Here is a 26,131-nt window from a genome sequence, read left to right as displayed (position 1 = left end):
AGTGCCGGGTCGCTGCCGAGGGCGGTGGCGGCGGCCTGGTTGGTCGGCAGCTCACCGAACGTCTTGTAGTAACGACGTGGTGGTCAGCCACCCGATCTGCCGCCATGGCGCATGAATGTACGAGCCTGGCGGGTTGCCGCCCATGGCGTGCCGCCACACACTGCCCGGGGGTGTTATGTGGCAGGCGCGTCGATGCGCGGGAAGATCGCGGCCGGCTTCTCGACGCGGGCACCGGCCATCCCGGCTCCCAGCCAGTCGTCGGCGGCGAGCCGGAGGTCGGCGGGCTGGCCGAGCGCGGCCAGGATCTCCGCGGCGGCGTCGGGCAGCACCGGGCGCAGCAGCACGGCCGCGGCCCGCACGGCGGCGGCGGTGTGCAGCAGGCAGGTGTCGAGCCGGTCCGCCTCGGACGGTTGTTTCGCCAGGTGCCAGGGCGCGTGCTCGTCGACGTACGAGTTGGCCCGGCCGACCAGGGTCGTCAGGTGCTGGACGGCGGCGCGGTGGTCGAAGGCGGCCATCGCCTGGTCGAAGCCGCTCGCCGCGGTGGCGACCGCGGGCCCGAGGCCGCCGGCGCGGTCACCCGCGGGCACGACGCTGCCGCGGTAGCGGCCGACCATGCTGGTCACCCGGTTGACCAGGTTGCCGAGCCCGTTGGCGAGGTCGGTGTTGTAGGCGGCGACGATCCGCTCCTCGGTGATGTCGCCGTCACCGAACGGCGCGAAAGTGGCGAGCAGTGCATATCGGACAGCCCGCGCGCCGAACCGTTCGACGAGCGCGACGGGGTCCACCGCGTTGCCGAGGCTCTTGCCGATCTTGCGCCCGCCCGCGGTGATGTAACCGTGCACGACCAGGTCCGTCGGCAGCGGCAGGCCCGCGGAGAGCAGCATCGCCGGCCAGTAGACGGCGTGGAAGCGGATCACACCCTTGCCCATGACGTGGACGCGGCGCGCCGCACCGGCCCAGAACCGCTCGTAGCGCGGGTCGCCGGCGGTCCAGCCCAGCGCGTTCGTGTAGTTGGTCAGCGCGTCGATCCAGACGTACATCACCTGGCTGTCGTCGCCCGGCACCGGGATGCCCCAACCCCGCGCCCGGTGCGCCGACCGGGAGATGCTGATGTCCTGCAGGCCGGCGCGGACGAACGAGATGACCTCGTTGCGGCGCGTCTCGGGATGGATGACCAGCTCGCCCGACTCAAGGCATTTGAGCAGGTCGTCCTGATAGCGGGAGAGCCGGAAGAAGTAGTTCTGCTCGCGCACCGGCTCGGGCGCGGTCAGGTGCTCGGGGCACGCGCCGTCGACCAGCTCACCGGGCTCGTAGAACTGCTCGCACCCGACGCAGTAGAGGCCCTCGTACGCCCGCGAGTAGATGTCACCGGCCGCCGCCATCCGCTGCCAGATCTCCGTCGCCCCCGCGAGGTGCAGCGGGTCGACGCTGGTCCGGACGAAATGGTCGGGGGCGCACCCGAGCCGCGCGAGGAGGTCCTGGAAGCTGGCCGCGTTGCGGGCCACGAGATCGGCGGTGGCAATGCCGGCGGTCTCTGCCGCGAGGACATTCTTGAGCGCGTTCTCGTCGGATCCGGTCAGGAAGAAGACGTCGTCGAGGTGGGTGCGCATGAAACGGGCGTACGCGTCGGTCTCCACGAACTCGAGCGCATGACCGAGATGGGGTCGCGCATTGACGTACGGAATCGTCGTCGAAATGAAGCCGGTGCCCGTCATGCCTTTGACGCTAGTGAGGCGCGCCACCGGTTATTCCGCTCCGGTGTGTCCGCCGTCCCGGGCGTGGCGGCGGCACGTAGGGTGTCGAACACACGTACAGGGGGAGGATCGCGTGCGGGTGCTCGGCGTCGACCCGGGGCTGACGCGGTGCGGCGTCGGCGTGGTGGAGGGCGTGCCCGGCCGACCGTGCACATTGGTCGCCTACTACGTGGTCTACACCGACCCGGCCGACGACCTGTCGCTGCGGCTGCTGCACCTCGACCGCACGCTGACCGACCTCGTCGCCGAGCACAAGCCGCAGAGTGTCGCGGTGGAGCGGGTGTTCAGCCAGCACAACGTGCGTACGGTGATGGGCACCGCGCAGGCCAGCGCGGTGGCGGTGCTGGCCGGGGCGCGGGCCGGGCTGCCGGTCTCGACCTACACGCCGAGCGAGGTCAAGGCCGCCGTCACCGGCTCGGGCCAGGCCGAGAAGGCGCAGGTCACCTCGATGGTCACCCGGCTGCTGCGGCTCGACGCGCCACCGCGACCGGCGGACGCGGCGGACGCGCTGGCACTGGCCATCTGCCACATCTGGCGGGGCGGCACCAAGGCGAAGATCGAGGCGGCGGCGGCCGTCAGAAGGGCAGGTCGAAGGTGATCGCCAGCGTGAGCGGAGTGGTCGCCGCGGTGTCGCCGGACGGCGCGGTCATCGAGGTCGGCGGCGTGGGCCTGGCCGTGCACTGCGCGCCCGGCACGCTCGCCGGCCTGCGCCAGGGCCAGCCCGCCCGGCTGGCGACGAGCATGGTCGTGCGGGAGGACTCGCTGACCTTGTACGGCTTCGCTACCGACGACGAGAAGCAGCTGTTCGAGCTGCTGCAGACGGCGAGCGGCGTCGGCCCGCGGCTGGCACAGGCCGTGCTCGCGGTGCACCACCCCGACGTGGTCCGCAAGGCGATCGCCAACGCCGACACCGCGACGCTGACCCGCGTGCCGGGCATCGGCAAGAAGGGCGCGGAACGCCTGGTGCTGGAGCTGCGCGACCGGATCGGCCCGATCGCGGTCGGCGCCGACGGCGCGGCCGGCGTGGTCGGCGCGGTCTGGCACGAGCAGGTGCGTCAGGGCCTGGTCGGTCTGGGTTGGACGGCGTCGCAGGCCGACCAGGCGGTGACGGCGGTGGCCGAGAAGGCGACCGGCGACGAGCCGGTGCCGACCCTGCTCAAGATGGCGATCCAACTGCTCGGCCGGTCCCGATGAGCGAGGTGTCGGCGTATATCGCGGAGGGGGACCAGGACGCCGAGGCGACGGTCCGGCCGAAGCGCCTGGCCGAGTTCATCGCGCAGCACCGGGTCCGCGACCAGCTCGACCTGCTGCTGCGCGGCGCGATGGGCCGCGGCACCCCACCGGACCACATCCTCTTGTCAGGGCCGCCCGGCCTCGGGAAGACGACCCTGGCCAACATCGTGGCGGCCGAGCTGGGCAGTGGGATCCGCGTGACCAGTGGGCCGGCGATCGAGCGGTCCGGTGACCTCGCCGCGATCCTGACCAGCCTCGCCGGCGGTGACGTGCTGTTCATCGACGAGATCCACCGCATCGCGAAGCCGGCCGAGGAGCTGCTCTACTCCGCGATGGAGGACTTCCGGGTCGACGTCGTGGTCGGCAAGGGGCCCGGCGCCACCGCGATCCCGCTCGACGTCGAGCCGTTCACCCTCGTCGGCGCGACCACCCGGTCCGGGCTGCTGACCGGGCCGATGCGCGACCGGTTCGGGTTCGTCGCCCACCTCGACTTCTACGCCGCCGCCGATCTCGAGTCCCTCCTGCACCGCTCGGCGCGGATCCTGGGCGTGCCGATCACCGACGACGGCGCCCGCGAGATCGCCGGGCGGTCGCGGGGTACGCCGCGCATCGCCAACCGGCTGCTGCGCCGGGTGCGGGACTTCGCCGAGGTCCGCGGCGACGGGACGGTCACCCTGGCCACGGCGAAAGAGGCGCTCCAGGTGTACGACGTGGACGCGCTCGGCCTCGACCGGCTCGACCGGGCCGTGCTCTCCGCCCTGGTCGACTCGTTCAAGGGCGGCCCGGTCGGGCTGTCGACGCTGGCCGTGGCGGTCGGGGAGCAGCCGGACACCGTCGAGGAGGTCTGCGAGCCGTTCCTGGTCAGGGCGGGGTTGCTGGCCCGCACACCGCGGGGCCGGGTGGCCACCGAAGCGGCCTGGCAACACCTTGGTCGCACGCCGCCAGTGGGGCCCGGGCGGGCCCCCGGACAAAACGATCTCTTCTCCGCCGAACAGCGTTTTCCGTGATCCGAAAGTGATCAGCGCGGCATTCGGCGTTCTCAGCCAGACCGACTAGACTCGCCGCGGTCCGTAGGGGACGACATTTCTGCCTGCGCTGGGCGACCCCCACGTCCAGCGAAGGCCAATGGGAAGGTTTTCACCGTGCTCGCAGCATCAGCCTCTGGCGGCGGCAGCTTCCTGCCGCTGCTTATGATCGTTCTGCTGTTCGGCGTCATGTACTTCATGATGATCCGCCCCCAGCAGAAGCGCCGCCGCGAAGCCCAGCAGATGCAGTCCACCCTCGGCCCGGGCGCCGAGGTCGTGACGATCGGCGGCCTGCACGGCACCGTCGTCGAGACCGACGCCGAGACCGTCACGCTCGAGGCCGCCCCCGGTGTGCACCTGCGCTACGCGCGTCCGGCCGTCGCCCGCGTGCTGAAGAACGACGTGCCTGAGCCCGCCGCGCCCCCCGCCGCGGAGACGATCACGTCGCCGGTCGAGCCCGCCAAGGACTGACCGCGGGGTTACGGCCGGGGTCGACAGCTAACTCCCAGCGACCCCGGCATAGCCTTGCGTTCGAACGAGCGGGTCTCCCGACTCGATCGACTTTGATGGATAATCACGCCGGCTCCGTCCCGCAGAGCCGGCGTACCGCGCCTGCCCGGCGTGGACCGCTGCATCGACCCGCGCCGACGCACCCGCGACGGCCCCCAGCACAGGGAGACCCGCTGCCGTGGCACCACCTCAGCGACAGATGCACCCGGGGCGGCAGATAGCCGTCCTCGCGGGCCTCTTCGTCGTCCTCTACGCCCTGGTGTTCTTCGCAGGTGCCAGCGGCAGCGTGCAGGACCGATTGCACCCGAAGCTGGGTCTCGACCTGGTCGGCGGCACCCGGATGACGCTCCAGGCGACGACCGAGGGCAACCGCCCGCCGTCGGCGGAGTCGCTCGACCAGGCCCGGGACATCATCGAGCAGCGGGTCAACGCGCGCGGTGTGGCCGAGGCCGAGGTGGTCACCGAGGGCAACCGCAACATCGTCGTCTCCCTCCCGGGCAAGAACGCCGACCTGAGCGGCATCGCCCAGACCGCCGAGCTGCGGTTCCGGAAGGTCATCAACATCACCAACGGCACCGGGCCAGCCCCGGCGCCGACCGCGACCCCGGCGCCCTCCGGTTCGCCCAACCCGAACCCGAGCGGCACGCCGACGGCACCGCCCGCCGCGACCGGAGCCCCGTCGGCCACCGCCACGCCGGGCACCGGCGGCTCGGGCGGCGGCGCGGAGGCGACCGCGACCCCGACGCCGACCCCCACGGCGAACGCACCTAGCGCCACCCCGAACCCGGCACCGTCCGGCTCGGCCGCGCCGGCCCCGGTGCCGGCCGACGTCGAGGCGGCCCGCAAGGCCGTCGAGGCCAAGGTCGGCCCCGCCGCGTGGGCGGCCGCCAGCGGCCTGCAGGCGCCGGACCCGGGCACCGACCCGGCCGTGACCGAGTCGCTCAAGCCGTTCGGCCAGCTCAGCCCGACCGAGGTCGCGGTGCTGACGCCGCAGATGCAGTTCAACGTGCCGACGATCACCTGTGACCAGCTTGACAAGCGACCGCCCGGCTCGATCAGCAAGGTCGACCAGCAGGCGGTCTCCTGCCAGGCCGGCGGCAAGTACCTGCTCGACGTGTCGAAGGTGTCCGGCACCGACGTCGGCGGCGCCAACGCGCAGATCGACCAGCAGGGCCAGTGGGTGGTCAGCCTCGACTTCAAGGGCGACGGCCAGGAGAAGTGGACGGCGCTGACCCGCGAGGCGTACCAGAACAGCGGTCAGACCTGTGACCAGTCGACCCTGCAGAACGGCAACTGCCTCGTCGCGGTGGTGCTCGACAACGGGATCATCTCGGCGCCCGAGATCCAGGGCGTGCTGACCGGCGACTCGCAGATCTCCGGCAGCTTCACCTCGCAGAGCGCCGACGAGCTGGCCGGCCAGCTCCGGTACGGCGCGCTGCCGCTCACCTTCACGGCCGCCGACCAGGAGAACCTCTCGCCGACCCTCGGCGCCGAATACCTCCGGGCCGGTCTGATCGCCGCGGGCATCGGCCTGCTGCTGGTCGCGATCTACGCGTTCTTCTACTACCGCCTGCTGGGCACCGTGATCGTGCTGAGCCTGGTGCTCTCCGCCGGTCTCGTCTTCGGCGCGCTGGTGTTCCTCGGCCGCCAGATCGGCTTCACGCTGACCCTCGCCGGCATCGCGGGCTTCATCGTCTCGCTCGGTGTGGCGGCGGACTCGTTCGTCATCTACTTCGAACGTCTGAAAGACGAGATACGTGAGGGCCGGTCGCCGCGCAGTGCGGTGCCCCGGGCCTGGGCCCGTGCCCGCCGGACGATCATCTCGGCCAACGCCATCTCGATCATGGCGGCGGTGGTGCTCTACATCGTCTCGGTCGGCACGGTGAAGGGCTTCGCGTTCGCGCTGGGCCTGGCCACCATCCTCGACCTGGTCGTCGTGTTCCTCTTCCGACACCCGATCATGACGATGTTCGCCAACACCAAGGCGTTCCTCTCACCGCGGGTCAGCGGCCTCGGCCGGATCCTCGAGCAACAGCACGACGACGACGGCGACGAGCCGCGCAACCCGCGTACGCGCACGTCGCGACGTGCCAAGGAGGCCTGAGATGTCCAAGTCGGGTTTGGCCAACCGGCTCTACCGCGGTGAGGCCGGTCTCAACCTGATCGGCAAGCGGAAGATCTGGTTCGGCGTCGCGGGCGCGCTGATCCTGGTGGCGCTGCTGAGCTTCGGGATCAACCGGTTCACGCTCGGCATCGAGTTCGCCGGTGGCAACCAGTTCATCGTCCCGGCGAGCAACAGCGTCACGCTCAGCGACGCGCAGGACGCCGTCGACAAGGCGCTGGCCGACAACAACACCGAGGCCACCGCGCTGCCGGCGACGGAGGTCGGCCGGGGCGGTCAGGCGTGGTACGAGATCCGCACCTCGGAGCTCGACGCCAACAAGATCACCGCTGTGAAGGACCAGATCGCACAGGAGCTGGGCGTCCCGTCCGAGGAGATCAACGACAGCGCGGTCAGCGCGGCCTGGGGCAAGCAGGTCACCGAGCGCGCGCTGCTCGGTCTGGTGATCTTCGTGGCGCTGGTGATGGTCTACCTGATCCTGCGCTTCGAGTGGCGGATGGCGGTCGCCGCCGTCTCCTCGCTGTTGCTCAACCTGGTGCTGACCGCCGGTCTCTACTCCTTAGCCAAGTTCGAGGTGACGCCGGCGACCATCATCGGTTTCCTGACGATCCTCGGCTTCGCCCTCTACGACGTGGTCGTGGTGTTCGACAAGGTCCAGGAGAACACCAGAGGCATCACGGCGAGCGGCACGACGACGTACGGCGAGGCCGCGAACCTCGCGATCAACCAGACCCTGATGCGGTCGATCAACACCGGTCTGGTCGCGCTGCTCCCGGTCGGCGGCCTGCTGATCGCCGGCCTGAGCGGCGCGAGCACGCTGGCCGACCTGGGCCTGGTGCTGTTCGTCGGTATGGCCGTCGCGGTCTACTCGTCGATCTTCTTCGCCACGCCGGTGCTGGTCACGCTCAAGGAGTTCGAGCCGCGCATCCAGGCGCACACCAAGCGCGTGCTGGCCCGCCGGGCGGCGATCGCCCGCGGCGAGGTCGCGCCGAAGAAGGGCGAGGCCGCGCCGGCCGCGGCCCGGCAGCCCCGCCAGGCCGCGCCCGAGCAGGCTTCCGAGGTCGGCGCGCTGGCCGGCTCGGCACCGAAGGTCGGCTCGCGGCCGACCGGGGCCAAGCGCTCCGGCGGTGGCCGCGGCGGGCGTCCGGGCGGCAACCGCCCAGGCGGCAAGCGCCGCTGACCGTGGACGAGAAGGCACTCGCCGAGCTGGTGGTCAGGCACGTCATCGACGTGCCCGACTTCCCGCATGCCGGCATCCTGTTCAAGGACATCACCCCGCTGTTCGAGGACGGCCCGGCGTTCCGGCAGGTGGTCGATGGCATCGTCGACCACCACGGCCGGTCGTCGTTCGACGTGGTCGCGGGGGTCGAGGCCCGCGGGTTCCTGCTCGCGGGCGCGATCGGGTACGCGACCGGCGCCGGCGTGCTGCCGGTGCGCAAGGCCGGCAAGCTGCCCCGGGAGGTGCTGGCCGCCTCGTACGCGCTGGAGTACGGCGAGGCCACCCTCGAGGTGCACCGGGACGCGATCGAGCCGGGCCAGCGGATCCTGGTGGTCGACGACGTGCTGGCCACGGGCGGCACGGCCGAGGCCACTCTCGCGCTGATCGAGCAGGCCGGGGGAATCGTCACGGGCTTCAGCGTGTTGATCGAGTTAGCGTTCCTACACGGTCGGGAGCGACTCGCCCCTCGCGACGTACACACCCTTTTGACCGTTTAGTCGGTCTCTGCCATTCCGGGCGGGATCGGCCGGACGGGTAGAATTGGGGGCGCCCGGTCCCGACCCGGCACGGATCGCCACCACCTGGCTAGCGCAGGTGTTGCCGGCCCGATACGGTCGGTGGATCGCGAGGTGTTGAGGAGGCCGGTGTCCCACGACGTCGCCCCACCGGTGGCAGGCGCGACGCGCCCGACCGGCGAGGCAGAGCACACGACCGGGCTATCGACGGAAGAGTCGACCCCGGCCGTCACCGACGCACGCCCCGAGACCGAGGCTCCCGAGAGCAACGGCACCGGGGGCGCACCCGGCGCCCCGATCGTCACCGCGGCCCGGCCCGGCGGCAACGTCGGCGCGGCCGCCACGGTCACGCCCGACAAGAAGGACGACGCGGCGCAGGCGACGACCGCCGACCCCGCGGCCGACGAGGTCGAGGAGGACACCGAGTCGACCGTGGAGTGGCCGGCCAACGGCCGTTCGCCCTACGAGGTCGACGACGAGGGCGCCGACGCCGAAAGCGGCGTCGTGGTGCCGTTCCGCGAGCGGGCCACCGCCGCCAGCGAGAGCGGCGGCTTCGGCCTGGCCGGCACGCCCACCGGGCGGCGGGTCCGGGCGCGGCTGGCCCGGTTCAACGCACCCTGGCAGGCGCCGCAGGTCAGCGAGGTGCTCGAGCCGCTGATCGCGACCCACCGGGCGAGCCACCCCAAGGCCGACGCCCGGCTGCTGCAGCGCGCGTTCGACACGGCCGCCCGCTGGCACTCCGGGCAATACCGGAAGTCCGGCGACCCCTACATCACCCACCCGCTGGCGGTCGCGACCATCCTGGCCAACCTCGGGATGGACACCACCACGCTGGTCGCCGCGCTGCTGCACGACACCATCGAGGACACCGACTACACGCTCGACTCGATGCGCACCGACTTCGGTGGCGAGGTCGCGCTGCTCGTCGACGGCGTCACCAAGCTCGACAAGGTCAAGCTCGGCGACGCGGCCAAGGCCGAGACGATCCGCAAGATGGTCGTCGCGATGGCCAAGGACCCGCGCGTCCTGGTGATCAAGCTGGCCGACCGGCTGCACAACATGCGCACCCTGACCTTCCTCCCGCGGCCCAAGCAGGAGCAGAAGGCCAAGGAGACGCTGGAGATCCTCGCGCCGCTGGCCCACCGCCTCGGTATGAACACGATCAAGTGGGAGCTCGAGGACCTGGCGTTCGGCACGCTGTTCCCGAAGCGGTTCGAGGAGATCAACCGCCTGATCGGTGAGCACCAGCCCCAGCGCGAGGCGCTGCTGCGCCAGGTGACCCAGAAGGTGCACACCGACCTGCGCTCCGCGAAGATCAAGGCGGAGACCACCGGCCGGCCGAAGCACCTCTACTCGATCTACCAGAAGATGATCGTGCGGGGTCGCGACTTCAACGACATCTACGACCTCGTCGGCGTCCGCATCCTGGTCGACACCGTCCGGGACTGCTACGCGGCGCTCGGTGTGATCCACGCGAACTGGCAGCCCGTGCCGGGCCGGTTCAAGGACTACATCGCGATGCCGAAGTTCAACATGTACCAGTCGCTGCACACGACCGTGATCGGTCCGACCGGCAAGCCCGTCGAGATGCAGATCCGCACGTACGCGATGCACCGCACCGCGGAGTTCGGCATCGCCGCGCACTGGAAGTACAAGGAGCAGAAGGGCGCGACGATCGTCGGCCCGCCGGCGCACATCGACGAGATGACCTGGCTGCGCCAGTTGCTCGACTGGCAGCGGGAGGCGAGCGACCCGAGCGAGTTCCTCGACGCGCTCCGGTTCGACCTCTCCAGCCAGGAGGTCTACGTCTTCACGCCCAAGGGCGACGTGATACCGCTGCCGACGGGCTCGACACCGGTCGACTTCGCCTACGCGGTGCACACCGAGGTCGGCCACAAGTGCATCGGCGCCCGGGTCAACGGCAAGCTAGTGCCGCTGGAGTCGACGCTGTCCAACGGCGACGTGATCGAGATCTTCACGTCGAAGTCCGACACGGCCGGCCCCACCCAGGACTGGCTCGGCTTCGTCAAGTCGCCGCGGGCGCGCACGAAGATCCGGCAGTACTTCAACAAGGAGCGCCGCGAAGAGGCGATCGAGGCCGGCAAGGACGCGATCGTCAAGGCGATGCGCAAGCAGGGCGTGCCGCTGCAGCGCATGCTGACGACCGACAACCTGATGACCATCGCCCGCGACCTGCACCTGGCCGACGTCGCGTCGCTCTACGCGGCGGTCGGCGACAACCAGGTGTCGGCGCAGTCCGTGGTGCAGCGCCTGATGGCCTCCTACGGCGGGGAAGAGGGCGCGGCCGAGGACCTGGCCGAGACCGCCGTCGCCACCCGCCCGCCGCGCAGCCGCACCGCCGGCCACGACCCGGGTGTCGTGGTCAAGGGCGTCAGCGACGTCTGGATCAAGCTGGCCCGGTGTTGCACGCCGGTGCCGCCGGACGCGGTGTTCGGCTTCGTCACCCGCTCCGGCGGGGTGTCGGTGCACCGCGAGGACTGCGCCAACGCCGAAGACCTGAAGGCACAGCCCGAGCGGGTGCTCGAGGTGAGCTGGAAGCTCACGTCGGCGTCGACGTTCCTGGTCGCGATCCAGGTCGAGGCGCTCGACCGGCACAAGCTGCTCGCCGACGTGACCCGCGTGCTCTCCGACGAGCGGGTCAACATCCTGTCGGCGACGGTCACCACGACCCGCGACCGGGTGGCGGTGAGCCGGTTCAGCTTCGAGATGGCCGACCCCAAGCACCTGGGCCATCTGCTGGCCGCGGTGCGCAAGGTGGACGGCGTCTTCGACGCCTACCGCGTGACCTCCGGCGCCTGACTGACGCACGCGTGACCGGGCCCTGACACGCTGTCGGGGCCCGGCGGTTTGCCGCACCCGGTGTGGTTTACAACACTTCTGCAACGTTGGCACCGATCGCCGCGTCTCCATTAACCAGAGAGCGATACTCCGCGTGCTCGGGACCGATCGGGCGGATCGCCGCGATCCCGGCAATGCGGATCAGGAACGTCCTCCCTCCGGCCTCGACCAGGTCCGCCGATCGGCCGTCCACAATCCTTCGATCGGCCGAGATCGCAGTGATGCTTGTCTCATTCTGGTCGCTTGAGTGGGCAAACTGGCTCATGTTCCGATCGTGCGAGCCGGGGGGTGGCCGCATACCCTCCATGGGTGGTTCAACGCGTCCAGCCTGCCGGGGCTGGCCCTGATCTCTGGTCAGGCGCGGAAGGGAGTGGTGTGGGCGTGGGTAGGCGTCAGCATGTGCCGGTCGACTCCGACACCGCTCCCGTCTACGTCCCAGAGCCGCCGTCCGACGCGGAGAAATACAGCTACTTCCAGAAGCCGAAGCCGTGGATCTTCGCCTGGATCTTCGTCTCCGCGCTCGGGATCCTCTACGGCTATGTGATGGTGGCGCTCAAGTCGCCGCTCACGACGCCGGCGCTGCTCGTGTTGCCCATCATGGTCATGCCGGTGCTGGTCAACTTCTGGCTGCGCAGCCACAAGCCGCGGCTGACGCTCGAGCAGCACAAGGCGGTCCTCGCCAAGTACCAGCCGGACCCGGGCGACACCGTCGACATCTGGGTGCCGATCTGCGGCGAACCGATCCCCGTGCTGCGCAACACCTGCCGGACCGTGGCGGCCCTGGAGTGGCACGCCCCGGTGATGCGCTACCTGCTCGACGACGGTGACCCGCGCCCCGAGGTCGAGGCGATGGCGCTGGAGTTCGGCTTCGTCTACGTGCGCCGGCGCGACGCGCCGCCCGGGCGGGAGCCGCGCGAGGGCGAGCGGGGCTGGCTGAAGAAGGCCGGCAACATGATCAACGCCTTCGGCTTGTCGATGGGCCGGTTCGGTGTCGTGTTCGACGCCGACTTCGCGCCGCGGCCGGACTTCCTCAAGGAGACCGTGCCCTACATGCAGGTCTACCCGCGGACCGGCATCGTGCAGACGGCGCAGTACTTCGACATCTCGCCCTGGATGAACTACGTCCAGCGTGGTGCCGGCAGCCTCCAGGAGGTCTTCTTCCGGTGGATCCAGCCGGCCCGTGACGTGTGGCGCGCGGCGATCTGCGCCGGCACCAACGTGGTCTACCGCCGGGACGCCGTCGAGTCGGTGGGCGGCTTCGCCCGCGTGCCGCTGGGCGAGGACGTCAACTCCGGCGTGAAGCTGTGGACCGGTGGCTGGGAGACCCGCTACCTGCCGCTCGCGCTGGCCAAGGGCGTGGCGCCGGACACCTGGTCGGCGATCACCAACCAGCAGCAGCGCTGGTGCCGGTCCTCGATGCTGCTGATGACCGAGAAGCACTTCCGCGACGCCAAGTTCAACTGGCAGCAGCGGATGGCGTTCTGGGCCGCGTTCTTCTACTACATGGCCTCCGCCGGCCTGCTGGTCACCGCGCCGTTCCCGACGCTGACCATGCTCTGGTTCTTCCCGGACAAGGTGCTGCCGCACAACTACCTGCCGATGATCCCGGCGCTGCTGGCCACCCTGCTGATCTTCCCCTTGATGGCCCGGGGCTGGCGTCCGGAGATCTTCCGGCTCTGCATGATCAACTCGGCGTGCCACGTCATCGCGATCGGCGACGCGCTGCGGGCCAAGGTCCAGGAGTGGGTGCCGACCGGCGCCGTGAGCAAGCAGCCCAAGGCGAAGAAGAAGGGAGCGCCCGAGCGGGTATCCCGGCTGCTGCGCAGCTGGGTGGTCATCGTGCAGCTGCTGCTCTGGTCGGGCCTCGCGCTGCGCCTCCCCGAGTACGGCATCGGCTCGCTGTGGACGACCGCGCTGCTCGCCGCCGTCCAGCTCTACTTCGTCTTCCCGCTCCTGCTGCCCTCGTACGGCATCCGCGAGGCCGTCCCGCCGATCGAGGTGACCGACCGCGGTCCGTTCGTGGCCGAGGCGGAGCGTAAGTGGGTCGCCATGCGCGACGCGGCGAAGGCCCGCCAGGCCGCGCCCGCTCCCGTGGCCGCCCGGCCCATGGCGCCGGCGCAGGCGATGGCCCGACCGGCGCAGGCCGCTGCCCGACCGGCGATGCCGGTGCAGGCCGCCGCCCGGCCCGTGGTGCCCGCGCAGGCGGCCGCCCGGCCGGCCCAGTCCGTCCCGCGCGTGCCCCCGATGCCCGAGCCCGCCCGACCGGCACAGTCCGTCCCGCGCGTGCCCCCGATGCCCGAGCCCGCCCGGTGGGGCGCCGACGACCCGCGGCACGCGCTCGTGCCGCAGGGCGCCAGCTGGGACGCGAACGGCACCGGTCGAACGGGCGGCGAGCGGGCAGCCCCGCGGCCGGCGCCCGCCGGGTACGCCCAGCAGGCGCACCAGGCGGTCCAGCACGAGGCGGTCCACCCCGGCCACGTCCACCCGAGCCACGTCCAGCCCAGCCACGCCCACCCGGGCCACGTCCAACCCAGCCACGTCCAACCCGGCCACGCCCACCCGGGCCGGGCCCAGCCCGGCTACCAGCACGGCCACCCGGGCCACCAGCCCGGCGGCCACCACGGGCAGCCGCCCGGTGCGCCGGCGGCTCACCAGCCGTCGCACCGCGGGCAGCAGCAGCCACCGTGGACGCAGCAGCAGCCCCCGGCGCCGCACGCCGGCCACCAGCAGCGCCCGGCACCGCACGGCGGCCAGACGCCGGCCGGCCAGGCGCCGGGTTGGCAGCGCGGGTCGACGCGTCCACCCGCGCAGCGGGAACCGCACGACGACGACACGTACCCGGACCCGCACCGCCCCGAACCGCCACATCATCTGGAGCGTGCCTGGTGAAGGCCAGCATCCTGCGCCGCGTGGGTGTCGCCGTCGCGACCACCGTCGCGGTGGGCCTCTCCCTGACCGCCTGCGGGCTGTGGAGCTCGTCGGACGACGCCCAGGGCGGCGCCGACGGTGGTCCCGAGCCGACCGCGACGGCCGAGAAGCCGGTCGTGGCCAAGGTCAGCGACGTCCTCGGTGAGCACCCGCTGTTCGGCGTGATGCTCAAGGACCGCACGGAGCAGGCCGTCGACGACATCGAGAAGTCCGTCGACTGCCGGCCCACCCTGCTCAAGGTGTTCTCGTCGGTCGAGAACGGCATCTCCGCGAAGACGCTGAACGAGGTGCCGGGCGTACCCCTGCTGTCGATCGAGCCGTGGAAGAGCGGCGGCGACGAGAACCAGCCCGACTGGAAGCTCGCGAAGACCATCGACGGCACCTGGGACGAGCAGTACGCGGAGATGGCGAAGGCCGTCGTCGCGTACCGCAAGCCGATCCTCCTGCGCTGGGCGCACGAGATGAACGGCCACTGGTACCCGTGGGGCACCAAGAACGGCAACCGCAAGGGCGAGTACGTCAAGGCGTACAAGCACGTGGTCGACCTGTTCCGTGCCATGGGTGCGACCAACGCCCTGTGGGTGTGGTCGCCGAACATCATCCGCGGCACCAGCAGCAAGACGATCAAGGAGTTCTGGCCGGGCGAGGACTACGTCGACGTGGTCGGCCTGACCGGCTACGGCGTCGACGAGCCCAACCCGGCGAAGACCTACCGGGACACGCTCAAGCTCGTGGACGCCCTGACCAAGGACCCCATCCTGCTGACCGAGGTCGGTGTCCAGCCCGGGCCCGACAAACGCGGCTGGCTCAAGGCGTTCGGCCCCTGGCTGAAGGAGAACTCGCGGATCGCGGGCTTCATCTGGAACCAGGTCAACCGCGACGGGCAGTGGAGCTTCGACGACACCGAGGGCAACCTCGCCGCGTTCCGTACCACCTTGGCGAAGTCCGGGGTCTCCTGCTGATGGCGGACCAGACCACATCGCGACGGCACGCAGCCGGCCGCGACGATGAGCCGCCCACGCTCGTCGTCAAGCGCGGGGTGCGGGCCGAGGACCACACGCAGATCCTCCGCTACACGCCGACCGGCACCACGTTGCTCCCGCGGGTCAAGGACGAGCCGCCGCCGGAGGAGCCGACCCCGACCGCGGCGCCCGGGCTGCGCATCCCCGGCTGGAAGCAGTGGCTGCTGTTCCTCGCGCCGGCCGTGGTGTGCTTCGCGATCGGCTGGCAGGGCGTCGGGCAGCGCAACCTCTGGAACGACGAGTACGCCACGTACCACGCCGCGACGCTGTCCTTTGACGACCTGTTCAAGCTGCTCGACAACGTCGACCGGGTGCTCGGCCTCTACTACGTGTTCATGCACGGCTGGATGTCCGTCGCCGGCGACTCGATCGCGATGCTCCGGCTCCCGTCGGTCGTCGCGATGGCGTTCGCCGCCGGGTTCGTCGCGCTGGTCGGTCAGCGCCTGCTCAACACGAACGCCGGCCTGGTCGCCGGGCTCGTCTTCGCGCTGATCCCGACCGTCACCCGGTACAGCCAGGAGGCCCGGTCGTACGCCTTCGCCGTGGCGTTCGCCGCCCTGGCGACCTGGCTGCTGATGATCGCCCTCGAGCGCCCGGTCTGGGGCTTCTGGCTGTTGTACGCCGTGGCGGTGGGACTCACCGCGGCCTTCCACCTGATCTCGGTGCTGATCCTGTTCCCGCACATCCTGCTGACCTGGTTCCGCTACCAGCGGTCCGACCGGGACGTGCGGCTCTGGAAGTCGCTGGGCGCCCTCGCGTTGATCGCGTCGTTGGCGATGCCGATGGCCTACGCGGGATCCGGCCAGAGCGACGCGATCGGCTGGATCAAGGCGGACCGGCACGCCGTCATGAAGTTCCCGGCCGACCTGTTCGGTTCGAAGCCCGCGGCCATCGCGCTGATCGGGGTGGGGCTGCTGGCGGTCCTGATCCTGGCGTTCGCCAAGCGCGGCAAGCTCGCGATCGTGTTCGCCGTCTGGACGCTGGTGCCCCCGGTCTTCACGTTCGTCACGCACCCGCTGCTCAACGCGTTCCTGTTCCGGTACCTGCTGTTCACGCTGATCGGCTGGGCCCTGCTGGCGGCCGGCGGGATCTACGGTGTCGTGCGCCTCATGAGCAGCCGCTCGTGGCCGCAGCTGCCCATCGCGGCGGCGGTGATCGCGGCGCTCGTCCTGGTCACGCTGCCGGCCCAGCACGCGCTGCGGGAGTCGGTGCTGCCGGGCGAGTCCGACTTCGCGGCCGCGGCCAAGACCGTCGCCGCCGGCTCGAAGACCGAGGACGGCATCGCGTACGCCGGCAACGTCCGCGCGCTCCGCCGGGCCATGGAGTACGAGATGCGCTCGGACACCACCGCCTGGCCGGCCGACATGTTCGAGGTCAAGACGGCCGCCGAACGGGGCGACTTCGGCGCCGAGGAGTGCGCGCAGACGCTGCCCTGCGTCGGCAAGCGCAACCGGATCTGGCTGGTCAACACCAGCAAGGGCGACGACCCGTGGGTCGGCATGAAGCCCGAGCGCTCCGACACGCTCCGGCGCCTGTTCAAGGTCTCCGAGCACTGGAACCACCAGGAGATCCACATCTACCTGCTGGTCCGCCGGACGCCGGTCAAGTAACCCGCATACGACGGCGCCCCCGGTCGCGGACCGGGGGCGCCGTCGTGCATCGTGGCCGCGGGGTCAGGCGGCCGGCGCGCTCACCTTCAGCGTCTTGATCTCGATGTCGCTCTTCGGGTGGCCGCCGCCGGGCGACGGGTCGAAGGCACCGTCGTGGCCGGCCTCGGTGGCCTTCTTGATGTTCTCCAGGCCCTTGGTGACCTTGCCGAGCACCGTGTAGTCCGGCGACAGCTCGACGTCCTGGTAGATGAAGAAGAACTGCGAGCCGTTGGTGTCGGGGCCGCTGTTGGCCAGCGCCACCACGCCCTCCGGGTACGCCGGACGCTGGTCGACCGGCAGGTTCTCGTTGGCGTAGCGGAACGTCGGGCCGCCCGTACCGTCGGAGTCGCGGTAGCCCTTGCCCTTGGCCGACGGGTCGCCGCACTGCAGCATGCCCGGGAACATCCGGTGGCACTTGGTGCCGTCCCAGAACTGCTTGCTGGCCAGGTAGCTGAACGCCTCCGCGGTGCACGGCGACTTCGCGAGGTCCATCGTCACCTCGACCGGGCCGAAGCTGGTGTCGACGGTCATCACCTGGGTGCCGCTGGTCGGCGGGGTGGTGGTCGACGGCACGCCGACGTCCTTGGTCGTCGGGGTGCGCTGGTCCGCCGGCACCTCGGTCCAGGCGCAGCTGACCGGCGCCGCGGACGGGTCGCCGCTCGCAGCCGTCTTGTCGTCGCCGCCGAGGCTGCTGACGAGCCAGATGACACCGCCTGCGACGATCAGCAGGGCCACACCCGCGCCGATGAACGCCTGACGTTGCCGGCGCTTGTGCGCCTTGTCCTGGCGTTCGGCCATCTCCTGTGCGAGTCGGGCCCGCGCCGCCGCGCGCTGCCGCTCTCTCGTGGACGTCACGGGACTTCTCCTCCTGCTTCCGCGCTCCAGGGCGTTTTCCGGGGTGACCTTAGCTCGCGTTTGTCGGCGTGCCGGACGGCGCGCCGGTCGGCGTCGCGGTCGCGGACGGGGCCGCCGAGGGGTTGGCCGACGGCGTGCTGTCCGCCTGGTCGCCTTGCACGGCGCCGACGGTCAGGGTCTGGATCGTCACGTCGGTCTTCGGCTTGACCTGGGCACCGCTGCCGTTGTCGACCGTGCCGATCTTGCTGATCTTGTCGACGACGTCCATGCCCGCGCTGACCTTCCCGACAATGGGGTACGCCGGCTCGGCGCTGGGCGTGAAGTCCTTGAAGAAGATCAGGAACTGGCTGCCGTTGGCGCCCGGCGGGTTCGGGTAGAGCGCGACCGTGCCGGCGGGGTACGTGGCCGGCGTGCCCGGCGCCGGCGAGGCCGACGGCGACGGGGTCGGCGCGCTGTCCGGGACGTTCTCGTTGGCGAACGTGTAGGTCGGGCCGCCCAGGTTGGTGCCGCTCGGGTCGCCGCAGTGCAGCGCGCCCTCGGTGGTGATCTCGTGGCACTTCGTGTTGTCGTAGAAGTTCTTGCCGGCCAGGTAGGCCAGGCTCGCGTTGCCGCAGGGCGCGCTGGCCAGGTCGAGCGAGACCGTGACGTTGCCCTCGTTGGTCGTGAGGTTCATGTCGCGGGTGCCGAAGGTCGGCACGTCGGTGGTCGACGGCAGGCCGACGTCCTTGGCGTTGACGTTGACGCCGGGCTCCTGCGGGGTCCACACGCACACGTCGCTCGCGGTGTTCTCCGGCTCCTTGTCGAAGCCGCCGAGCGCCCAGAACGCGCCGAGACCGATCAGCACCAGCGCCAGCGCGCCACCGAGGCCGGCCTGGATGCGGCGCTTGCGGCGGAGCGTGGCGGCCCGGCGGGCCATCTGCCGATCGAGCTTGGCTCGCGCCAGCTTCCGCTGCCGATCCCTGCTGGATGCCACCGGTACTCCTCTTTCGGGTGTGCCTCGCGCCACAAACGTCCGGGTGAGCATACGGGCATTCGCTGGGAGCATGGTGAGAGGTCCTGCGGTTTCAGCGATCGGAGATCGTGATTCCCGTGGGCGCGTGCCTGCCGGTAATCGCCTGGCGGCGCCCGCTAGGCTGGCCACAGCGACCGGAAGGGGACGACTGTGCTGATCACGGGTTTCCCGTCCGACGTCTTCGGCACCAACTGTTACGTGGTGGCCGCGGCGGCGGGCGAGCAGTGCGTGATCGTCGACCCCGGCATCGGGATCTCGCAGCGGCTCGACGAGATCCTGGCCGAGCACCGCCTGCAACCGGCCGCGGTGCTGCTCACGCACGGCCACCTCGACCACACCTTCTCGGTCGCACCGGTCTGCGGCGCCAAGGGCATCCCCGCCTACGTGCACCCGGCCGACCGCGAGCTGCTCGCCGACCCGGCCAAGGCGCTGTCCATGGACCCGGCGCAGCTCTTCGGCGGCCGGTTCACCTACACCGAGCCCGACGACGTCGCGCCGCTCACCGACGGTGAGGCGCTGACGATCGCGGGCCTCGAGATCACCGTCGACCACGCCCCCGGCCATACCAGCGGGTCGGTGCTGTTCCGGCTGCCGGCCGGCGCCGCACGGGGCTGGGACGCGGACGAGGTCTGCCTCTCCGGTGACGTGCTCTTCGCCGGCTCGATCGGCCGCACCGACCTGGCGGGAGGAAGCATGACGGCGATGACAGCCAGCCTTCGTGATCGAATCCTCCCGCTTGCCGACGACACCATCGTCCTGCCGGGTCACGGCGAGGCGACCACGATCGGCCGGGAACGCGCGACCAACCCGTTTCTCCTGGAAGTCATGCGACCGGCCCCGACCAGAGGGCTATGACGACAGATGAGCAAGCCACGGCCGATCTCCGGCTTTCCGGAGTGGCTGCCGCCGCAACGCATGATCGAGCAGCGGTTCCTCGACAAGATCAAGAGCGTTTTCGAGTTGTACGGGTACTCGCCGCTGGAGACCCGTGCCGTCGAGCCGCTCGACCAGCTGCTGCGCAAGGGTGAGACCTCGAAGGAGGTCTACGTGCTGCGCCGCCTCCAGGAGGAGGCGGGGTCCTCCGAGGACTCCTTGGGGCTGCACTTCGACCTGACGGTGCCCTTTGCCCGTTATGTGCTGGAGAACTCGGGCAAGCTGCAGTTCCCGTTCCGCCGCTACCAGATCCAGAAGGTGTGGCGGGGCGAGCGGCCGCAGGAGGGTCGCTACCGCGAGTTCGTGCAGTGCGACATCGACGTGGTCGACCGCGACACGCTGCCGGCGCACTACGAGGCCGAGATGCCGCTCGTGATCGGCGACGCGCTGGGCGCCCTGCCGATCCCGAAGGTGACCATCCAGGTCAACAACCGCAAGGTCTGCGAGGGCTACTACCGGGGCCTCGGCATCGGTGACCCGGAGGCCGCCCTGCGCGCGGTCGACAAGCTCGACAAGATCGGGCCGGCGCGGGTCGGTGAGCTGCTGGCGGAGACCGCCGGTGCGACGCCGGCGCAGGCCAAGGCGGTGCTGGCGCTGGCCGAGATCTCGGCGCCGGACGCGTCCTTCGCCGACTCGGTGCGCGCGCTGGGTGTCAGTGACCCGCTGCTCGACGAGGGCCTGGCCGAGCTGGTCGCGGTGGTGGAGACCGCGCAGGCGTACGCACCGGGGCTCTGTGTGGCCGACCTGAAGATCGCCCGTGGCCTGGACTACTACACGGGCACGGTCTACGAGACGCAGCTCGCCGGCTTCGAGCGGTTCGGTTCGATCTGCTCGGGTGGGCGCTACGACAACCTGGCCAGCGCGGGCAACGACCGCTTCCCGGGCGTGGGCATCTCGATCGGCCTGACGCGGCTGCTCGGGCTGCTGTTCGGAGCGGGCAAGCTGGGCATCTCCCGCGAGGTGCCGACGTGCGTGCTGGTCGCGCTCGCCGACGAGGAGCACCGCCGGGCGGCCGACGACATCGCGGCGGCGCTGCGTCGCCGGGGGATTCCGGTCGAGGTCTCGCCGACGGCGGCCAAGTACGGGAAGCAGATCCGGCACGCCGAGCGGCGCGGCATCCCGTTCGTCTGGTTCCCGGGCGCACCGGACTCGGTCAAGGACATCCGCTCCGGCGACCAGGTGGACGCCGACGCGGCGACCTGGACGCCGCCGGAGTCCGACCTCCACCCGGTCGTCACGCAGCTCTAGGTGATCCGGCCGGCGCCGCGGGTCATTCGGCTCGTGGCGCCGGGGGGTTGGTCGGGACCTCGAAGAGCAGGCAGGTGGAGGTCGCGTGGGCGACCAGGCGGCCCGTGGCGTCGGTCAGCCGGGCCTCGCCGAGCGCGGTGCGGCGGCCGCGCTGGAGCACGGTGCCGACGCAGGTCAGCAGCTCGGAGCCGACGGTGACGGGGCGCAGGTATTTCACGGACAGGTCCACCGAGGTGTAGCCGACGCCCGCGGGGAGCGTGGTGTGCACGGCGCAGCCCGCGGCCGTGTCCAGCAGCGTCGCGAGGACGCCGCCGTGCACCGAGCCGAGCGGGTTGTAGTGGAACTCCTTGGGCGGCATCTCGACGGTGACCCGGCCTTCCTCGACGGCGAGCCGGGTCACGCCCAGGAGCTCCATGACCGGTGGCGGCGGCAGCTCGCCGGCGATCATGTCGCGCAGCAGGCTCAGGCCGCTGCGCTTGCCGATCAGGGCGGCGTTGGTCGCGGGATCGGACCAGGAGAAGGTACGGCTGCGCTCGACCTGCGTCTGAGTCATGGACCCAGCCTCCCAGCCTGTTGCTGGGTCTGTCAACGAGACTTAGGGTTGTCGGATGAACTCGCGACCGGTGGCTCTGGATTGGTCCGTCGACAACTGCACGGTGGGCCGGGCGATGGAGATCCTCGGGGAGCGGTGGACGTTCGTCGTGCTGCGGGAGATCGCCAACGGAATCCGGCGGTTCGACGACATGCGGGTACGCACGCACATCCCGCGCCAGGTGCTGACCAACCGGCTCGCGATGCTGGTCGACAGCGGAGTGCTGCACAAGGTGCCCTATCAGGAGCCGGGCTCGCGGGTCCGCCACGAGTACCGCATGACGGAAATGGGCTTCGACCTCTGGCCGGTGATGGTGGCGGTGTTGCAGTGGGGCGACCGCTACCTGGCGGACACGGAAGGCTCACCCCTGACCGCCGTCCACCGCGACTGCGGCGCGGAGGTCCACTCAGAACTTCACTGCGCCGCTGGCCACCAGGTCGACAACCCCCGCGACGTCCTCGCCCGCCCGGGTCCTGGCGCCCGCCGCCGGGTCTGATCCCGTCAACGCCGCGGGACGTGTTCGCGCCGGGCGACGCGTTCGCGTGATCCGGCGACGGTGGCGGCGCGACGTCGACAACCGCCGGCGATGGCCGCGAGACCGGGTTTGATCTTTGTGGTGCGGACCCGGCTCGACGCGTCAGCGAGTTTGTCCGGCGGGAGCGACGGTCCGGACCACCGCGGATCCTGGCCGGAATCGATCGTCGGGTTGGGAGCTTGCGATCCGGGTAGCGTGACCGACGTGGCGCCCGAGCCTTCCCCGCGCAGCTTGTCCGCGTGGGCGCCGCTGTCCGTGGCGACGTTTCGGTGGCTGTGGCTGGCGTTGCTGGCGTCCAACATCGGCACCTGGATGCAGACCGTCGGCGCGCAGTGGTTGCTCGTCGACGCGCCCGGGGCCGACGCGCTCGTGTCGCTCGTGCAGACCGCGAGCATGTTGCCCATCGTGCTGCTCGCGCTGCCGTCCGGGGCGTTGGCCGACACGTTCGACCGGCGGCGGATGTTGCTGGCCGTGCAGGTCGGACAGTTCGCCGTGGCGGTGTTGCTCGGTGTGCTGACCGCGGTCGACCGGATGCCGCCCGCGTTGCTGCTGACGTTGACCTTTGTGCTCGGGGCCGGGCAGGCGCTGACGTTGCCCGCGTGGCAGTCGGTGATCCCGGAGCTCGTGCCGCGGGCGCAGCTGCCGTCGGCGTCGGCGCTCGGCGCGATCAGCCAGAACGTGGCCCGCGCGGTCGGACCCGCGATCGCCGGCCTGATCATCGCCTGGGTCGACGTGGCCGCCGTGTTCCTGCTCAACTCGCTGTCGTTCGTGGTCTTCGCGGCCGTGCTGCTGTGGTGGCGCCGGCCGCCGGACGACGATCTCGGGCCGCCGGAGCGGTTCGCGGCCGCCGTGCGGGCGGGTGGCCGGTACGTGCGGCATTCCGTGATCACCCGGCGGATCCTGCTGCGGGCCGCGTTGTTCCTGCTGCCGGGCAGTGCCGTCTGGGCGCTGCTGCCGTTGGTGGCCAGCCGGCGGCTGGGGCTCGGGCCCGGCGGTTACGGCCTGCTGCTGGCGGCGCTGGGTGTCGGTGCCGTCGCCGGTGCCGCGCTGGTGCCCCAGGTGCGGGCGCGGTTCTCGCCGACCCGGCTGATGGTCCTCGCGGCGCTGCTGTTCGGCGCGGTGACCATCGTCGTCGGTCTCGTGCGGGTCGAGCTGGTGGTCGCGCTCGTGTTGATCCCCGCCGGCGTCGCCTGGGTCACCGTGCTGTCCAACGTGAACGCCTCGCTGCAGTTGTTCCTGCCCAACTGGGTACGCGCGCGCGGCCTGGGCGTCTACCAGATCGTCTTCGCCGGCGGGCAGGGCGTCGGGGCGCTGGTCTGGGGCGTGGTGGCGCAGGGCACGAACCTGCCGGTGGCCCTGCTGTCGGCCGGCGCGCTGATGCTGGCCGGCGCGGCGACGGTGGTCTGGTGGCCCTTGCCGGACATCGGGGGGCTGGACCGCTCGCCGGCGTCGTACTGGCTGGAGCCCCACCTGGACGTCGAGCCCGAGCCGTTCGGCGGGCCGGTGCTGGTGGTGCTCCGCTACCAGGTGGAGCCGGAGAACGAGGTGGCGTTCCGGGCGGCGATGGACCGCGTGCGGCGCTCGCGGCGGCGCAGTGGTGCCGTCCGGTGGGGGCTGTTCCGGGAGGGCGAGCACGGCGGGACGTTCGTCGAGGTCTACCAGGTGGCGTCCTGGGACGAGCACCGCAGGCAGCACGAGCATCGGCTGACGGGCGCGGACCGGGAGATCGAGGAGGCGGCGCGGGTCCTCGCGTCCGGGCCGCCCGAGGTGGCGCACCTGCTGCCCGCCGACTGACACAGCGGGCCGGGCGCCCCCAAGCGCCCGACCCGCCTGTCTGCCGTTTCCGGTGTGCCCGCCGGCAACGGAAGTGTTTGTTGCCCGGTCGCCGCGTTGTGGTCGGCTCCCGCGTCGTGCCCTGCGTGACCGGTCGCGGTCGGCTGTCGTCCGTGACCGGTCGTGGTCGGCTGTCGTCCGTGGCTGTTCCTGTCGGCCGTCGTCCGTGATCGCGTGCCGGTTGCCGGATGTCGCCAGTTGCCCGGTCGCCGGTCACGGTTGCCGCCGGTCACCGGCCCGATATTGCCGGGTGGTCACCGGTTGCCGCGGTCGTCGCCAGTCGCAGCTGGTGGTCGACGTCCTTCCGGTCGTCACCGCCTGCTTGCTCGTGGCTGCCGACCACTGGATCTCGCCGGTTGCCGCCGGTGGCCGGTCGTTGCCGGTTGCCGGTCGACGCCGGTCGCGTCCTCGTGGTTGGTTACCGGTTGTTGTTGCTCCGGTTGTTCTTGCGGTTCTGCGCCCGGTCGCCGCCCTTGCGCGCGGCGGGCTGGGCGCGGTCCACCTTGTCGGCGATCTTGCCGTCCGGCTGGGCGTCGACCGCGTCGCCGGCCCGGTCGATGAGCCGGTCGCGCTCTTCCTTCTCGCCCAGCTTTTCCTTGGCCGCGTCGGCGGCGTCGCCGAACCTGTCGCTGATAGCCATTGCGAGCTCCCTCCGGGGAACGGCCGCCCCACGCGACCGCCCACACCCAAAGAACGTAGACGGGAGCCTCAGTTTTTGCGGCAAATGTCGGGTTTAGCGTTCGGATCATGCGTCCGTGTGTTAACGGTGACCCCGTCCAGCGCTTCCCTCAGCCTGGTGGCATCCGGCGCGGTGGCGCTCACCAGCGCCGCCGGGCCCTGCGCGAGCGGCATGACAGCGGCGGTCGCGCTCCGGACTTCGCTTTCCGTCGGGGCACGGCGTCCGACGACGAGCAGGGTGCCGACGGCGCGGGCGCCCCCGATGGTGGCCGGACCGGCGTCATGGTGCGCGCCGATCGCGAGGTCGTGGCGGAGGATCGTGCACCCCGCGTAGCGGACCGTCGTCCTCGTGGTCAGGTCGCCGGGCCGCTCGCCGTGCCGACCGGCGATGAGCTCCTCACGCCACATCAGCTCCGCGCCGTCGGCCAGGTCCACGATGGACGTTGTCTCGTGGTCACACCCGGCGACCGCGACGGTCGGCTCGGGCAGCCAGGCGAGGCTGCCGCGCACGGTCGCGGTGATGGTGAGCGTGCTCGGTGCCGGCGGGTGGCTCGGTTGGGCGAGGGAGGCGGCGACGGTACGCACGACGAGGTGGGCGCCGGGGCCGACGTCGAGATGGATGCGGAGGTCGTCGCCGCCGAGCGGGCCCGCCGCACCGCCGACCAGGTGGACCTCGACGTGGTCGCCGCCGTTGCCGGTACGGCGGGGGAGCAGGGGCGGTTCACCGTAGACGGTGGCGAGCCGGGTGCCGCCGCGCCCGTTCGCCTCGGCGACCAGACGAGCCTCAGCCCGCACCGGCTGTCGCGGGTCTGTCGGCCGCCGGGCTGGCGGGGGAGGTCGCCACGCGGTCGCGGACCCACGACGCGACCGGCGCCGCGCCGGGGTCGCCGACCAGGGTGAGGAAGACGGTCGGCAGGTCGCCGCGGCGGGCGGCGGCGTCGCGGGCCATCACGCCCAGGTCGGCGCCGACCAGCGGCGCGAGGTCGGTCTTGTTGACGACCAGCAGGTCCGCGGTGGTCACACCCGGCCCGCCCTTGCGCGGCACCTTGTCACCGCCGGCGACGTCGACCACGAAGATCTGGTGGTCGACCAGTCCCTTGCTGAACGTGGCGGTGAGGTTGTCGCCGCCGCTCTCGACCAGGATCAGGTCGAGCGTCCCGAGCCGCTCCTCGAGCTCCTCCACCGCGTCCAGGTTGGCGCTGATGTCGTCGCGGATGGCCGTGTGCGGACAGCAACCGGTCTCCACCGCGCGGATCCGGTCGTCCGGCAGCACGCCGGCCCGACGCAGGAAGTCGGCGTCCTCCGTGGTGTAGATGTCGTTGGTCACGACCGCGAGCCGCAGCTCAGCGGCCAGGGCCCGGCAGAGCGCGGCGACCAGTGCGGTCTTGCCGGACCCGACCGGCCCGCCGATCCCGATCCGCACCGCCCGTGCGTGATGGTCAGGACGCAAAGAGACGCACCTCCCAGGTGGCGTGCTGCTCGGCGCCGACGTCGAGCAGGATGGCGGACCCGGCGGGCAGGTCGTCCACCGGGTCATCGGTGATCACCGGTGAGACCGGGTGCACCCGCGGGCCGCCGTCTGCGCGGACGGTCGCGAGGTAGCCCAGGC

The 26,131-nt window shown here is 71.3% G+C and carries 22 protein-coding genes and 2 pseudogenes; 15 read left to right on the top strand and 9 right to left on the bottom strand.

Annotated features, from left to right (window positions below; genetic code table 11):
• Positions 1-173: 173 nt before the first annotated feature.
• On the bottom strand, positions 174-1,715 hold the full coding sequence (metG, locus tag AB0H87_RS08100) for a methionine--tRNA ligase (RefSeq protein ID WP_360141562.1): 1,542 nt from the start codon (positions 1,713-1,715) through the stop codon (positions 174-176).
• A 112-nt stretch (positions 1,716-1,827) separates the two neighbouring features.
• Here metG and ruvC point away from each other — a divergent pair, with 112 nt between their 5' ends.
• The 8 genes and pseudogenes from ruvC to AB0H87_RS08060 form a co-directional block, all read left to right on the top strand.
• Positions 1,828-2,352: a crossover junction endodeoxyribonuclease RuvC gene (gene ruvC, locus AB0H87_RS08095; RefSeq protein ID WP_360141559.1), complete on the top strand. Its 525-nt coding sequence runs from the start codon at positions 1,828-1,830 to the stop codon at positions 2,350-2,352.
• Positions 2,349-2,948, top strand: coding sequence for a Holliday junction branch migration protein RuvA (gene ruvA, locus AB0H87_RS08090; RefSeq protein WP_360141556.1), 600 nt, complete (start codon positions 2,349-2,351; stop codon positions 2,946-2,948). Before ruvC ends, ruvA begins: the two co-directional genes overlap by 4 nt.
• Positions 2,945-3,994, top strand: coding sequence for a Holliday junction branch migration DNA helicase RuvB (gene ruvB, locus AB0H87_RS08085; RefSeq protein WP_360141553.1), 1,050 nt, complete (start codon positions 2,945-2,947; stop codon positions 3,992-3,994). Before ruvA ends, ruvB begins: the two co-directional genes overlap by 4 nt.
• 135 nt (positions 3,995-4,129) lie before the next feature.
• On the top strand, positions 4,130-4,483 hold the full coding sequence (gene yajC / locus AB0H87_RS08080) for a preprotein translocase subunit YajC (protein ID WP_360141550.1): 354 nt from the start codon (positions 4,130-4,132) through the stop codon (positions 4,481-4,483).
• Between the two features lie 217 nt (positions 4,484-4,700).
• A complete protein-coding gene (gene secD, locus AB0H87_RS08075; RefSeq protein WP_360141547.1) occupies positions 4,701-6,626 on the top strand; it encodes a protein translocase subunit SecD in 1,926 nt (641 codons plus the stop codon).
• Position 6,627: 1 nt separating this feature from the next.
• Positions 6,628-7,824 carry a protein translocase subunit SecF gene (secF, locus tag AB0H87_RS08070; RefSeq protein ID WP_360141544.1) on the top strand — a complete coding sequence of 399 codons (1,197 nt, stop codon included), beginning with the start codon at positions 6,628-6,630 and terminating at the stop codon, positions 7,822-7,824.
• Between the two features lie 2 nt (positions 7,825-7,826).
• Entirely contained in the window at positions 7,827-8,360 is a 534-nt protein-coding gene (locus AB0H87_RS08065) for an adenine phosphoribosyltransferase (RefSeq protein ID WP_360141541.1), read from the top strand.
• A gap of 564 nt (positions 8,361-8,924) precedes the next feature.
• Positions 8,925-11,198: pseudogene (locus AB0H87_RS08060) on the top strand (bifunctional (p)ppGpp synthetase/guanosine-3',5'-bis(diphosphate) 3'-pyrophosphohydrolase); the annotation flags it as partial.
• Between the two features lie 67 nt (positions 11,199-11,265).
• Here AB0H87_RS08060 and AB0H87_RS08055 read toward each other — a convergent pair.
• Positions 11,266-11,502 (bottom strand): hypothetical protein, encoded by a 237-nt coding sequence (locus AB0H87_RS08055; RefSeq protein WP_360141538.1) that lies wholly within the window; start codon positions 11,500-11,502, stop codon positions 11,266-11,268.
• A gap of 116 nt (positions 11,503-11,618) precedes the next feature.
• Between AB0H87_RS08055 and AB0H87_RS08050 the strand changes: the two genes are divergently transcribed.
• Genes AB0H87_RS08050 through AB0H87_RS08040 form a run of 3 tightly spaced genes read left to right on the top strand, consistent with a single transcriptional unit; the run spans position 11,619 to position 16,797 of the window.
• A complete protein-coding gene (locus AB0H87_RS08050; protein WP_360141535.1) occupies positions 11,619-14,126 on the top strand; it encodes a glycosyltransferase family 2 protein in 2,508 nt (835 codons plus the stop codon).
• Positions 14,123-15,127: a glycosyl hydrolase gene (locus tag AB0H87_RS08045; protein ID WP_360141532.1), complete on the top strand. Its 1,005-nt coding sequence runs from the start codon at positions 14,123-14,125 to the stop codon at positions 15,125-15,127. The genes AB0H87_RS08050 and AB0H87_RS08045 overlap by 4 nt, the downstream gene beginning before the upstream one ends.
• The gene (locus tag AB0H87_RS08040) at positions 15,127-16,797 is read left to right on the top strand and encodes a glycosyltransferase family 39 protein (protein ID WP_360141529.1); all 1,671 of its coding nucleotides are present in this window, start codon (positions 15,127-15,129) and stop codon (positions 16,795-16,797) included. Before AB0H87_RS08045 ends, AB0H87_RS08040 begins: the two co-directional genes overlap by 1 nt.
• A 63-nt stretch (positions 16,798-16,860) precedes the next feature.
• On the opposite strand, the gene AB0H87_RS08035 is transcribed toward AB0H87_RS08040, so the two are convergent.
• Together AB0H87_RS08035 and AB0H87_RS08030 are read right to left on the bottom strand one after the other, a co-directional pair.
• Positions 16,861-17,691, bottom strand: a complete 831-nt coding sequence (locus AB0H87_RS08035; protein WP_360141526.1) for a peptidylprolyl isomerase — start codon at positions 17,689-17,691, stop codon at positions 16,861-16,863.
• 49 nt (positions 17,692-17,740) lie between these two features.
• Positions 17,741-18,664: a peptidylprolyl isomerase gene (locus AB0H87_RS08030; protein ID WP_360141523.1), complete on the bottom strand. Its 924-nt coding sequence runs from the start codon at positions 18,662-18,664 to the stop codon at positions 17,741-17,743.
• Positions 18,665-18,853: 189 nt separating this feature from the next.
• On the opposite strand from AB0H87_RS08030, the gene AB0H87_RS08025 reads away from it, so the two are divergent.
• A complete protein-coding gene (locus AB0H87_RS08025) occupies positions 18,854-19,558 on the top strand; it encodes an MBL fold metallo-hydrolase (protein WP_360141520.1) in 705 nt (234 codons plus the stop codon).
• A gap of 6 nt (positions 19,559-19,564) precedes the next feature.
• Positions 19,565-20,884: a histidine--tRNA ligase gene (hisS, locus tag AB0H87_RS08020; RefSeq protein WP_360141517.1), complete on the top strand. Its 1,320-nt coding sequence runs from the start codon at positions 19,565-19,567 to the stop codon at positions 20,882-20,884.
• A 22-nt stretch (positions 20,885-20,906) separates the two neighbouring features.
• Here hisS and AB0H87_RS08015 read toward each other — a convergent pair whose 3' ends face one another.
• The gene (locus AB0H87_RS08015) at positions 20,907-21,437 is read right to left on the bottom strand and encodes a PaaI family thioesterase (RefSeq protein ID WP_360141514.1); all 531 of its coding nucleotides are present in this window, start codon (positions 21,435-21,437) and stop codon (positions 20,907-20,909) included.
• 55 nt (positions 21,438-21,492) lie between these two features.
• On the opposite strand from AB0H87_RS08015, the gene AB0H87_RS08010 reads away from it, so the two are divergent.
• Complete coding sequence (locus AB0H87_RS08010; RefSeq protein WP_360141511.1) at positions 21,493-21,972, top strand: helix-turn-helix domain-containing protein; 480 nt, start codon at positions 21,493-21,495, stop codon at positions 21,970-21,972.
• Between the two features lie 243 nt (positions 21,973-22,215).
• Positions 22,216-23,805, top strand: coding sequence for an MFS transporter (locus AB0H87_RS08005; RefSeq protein ID WP_360141508.1), 1,590 nt, complete (start codon positions 22,216-22,218; stop codon positions 23,803-23,805).
• 457 nt (positions 23,806-24,262) lie between these two features.
• Here AB0H87_RS08005 and AB0H87_RS08000 read toward each other — a convergent pair whose 3' ends face one another.
• The 4 genes and pseudogenes from AB0H87_RS08000 to AB0H87_RS07985 all read right to left on the bottom strand — a co-directional run.
• The gene (locus tag AB0H87_RS08000; RefSeq protein WP_360141505.1) at positions 24,263-24,484 is read right to left on the bottom strand and encodes an Rv0909 family putative TA system antitoxin; all 222 of its coding nucleotides are present in this window, start codon (positions 24,482-24,484) and stop codon (positions 24,263-24,265) included.
• A 68-nt stretch (positions 24,485-24,552) separates the two neighbouring features.
• Positions 24,553-25,317 (bottom strand): urease accessory protein UreD, encoded by a 765-nt coding sequence (locus AB0H87_RS07995; protein ID WP_360141502.1) that lies wholly within the window; start codon positions 25,315-25,317, stop codon positions 24,553-24,555.
• Positions 25,307-25,972 carry an urease accessory protein UreG gene (gene ureG, locus AB0H87_RS07990; protein WP_360141499.1) on the bottom strand — a complete coding sequence of 222 codons (666 nt, stop codon included), beginning with the start codon at positions 25,970-25,972 and terminating at the stop codon, positions 25,307-25,309. The genes AB0H87_RS07995 and ureG overlap by 11 nt, the downstream gene beginning before the upstream one ends.
• Positions 25,973-26,054: 82 nt before the next feature.
• Positions 26,055-26,131, bottom strand: a pseudogene (locus AB0H87_RS07985) (pyridoxamine 5'-phosphate oxidase); the annotation flags it as partial.

Origin of the sequence: Asanoa sp. NPDC050611, from assembly GCF_040654855.1 — a bacterium.
GTDB lineage: Bacteria > Actinomycetota > Actinomycetes > Mycobacteriales > Micromonosporaceae > Asanoa.
Note: the sequence above shows the minus strand (reverse complement) of the source record. Positions and strands in the feature narration are given on the sequence as shown.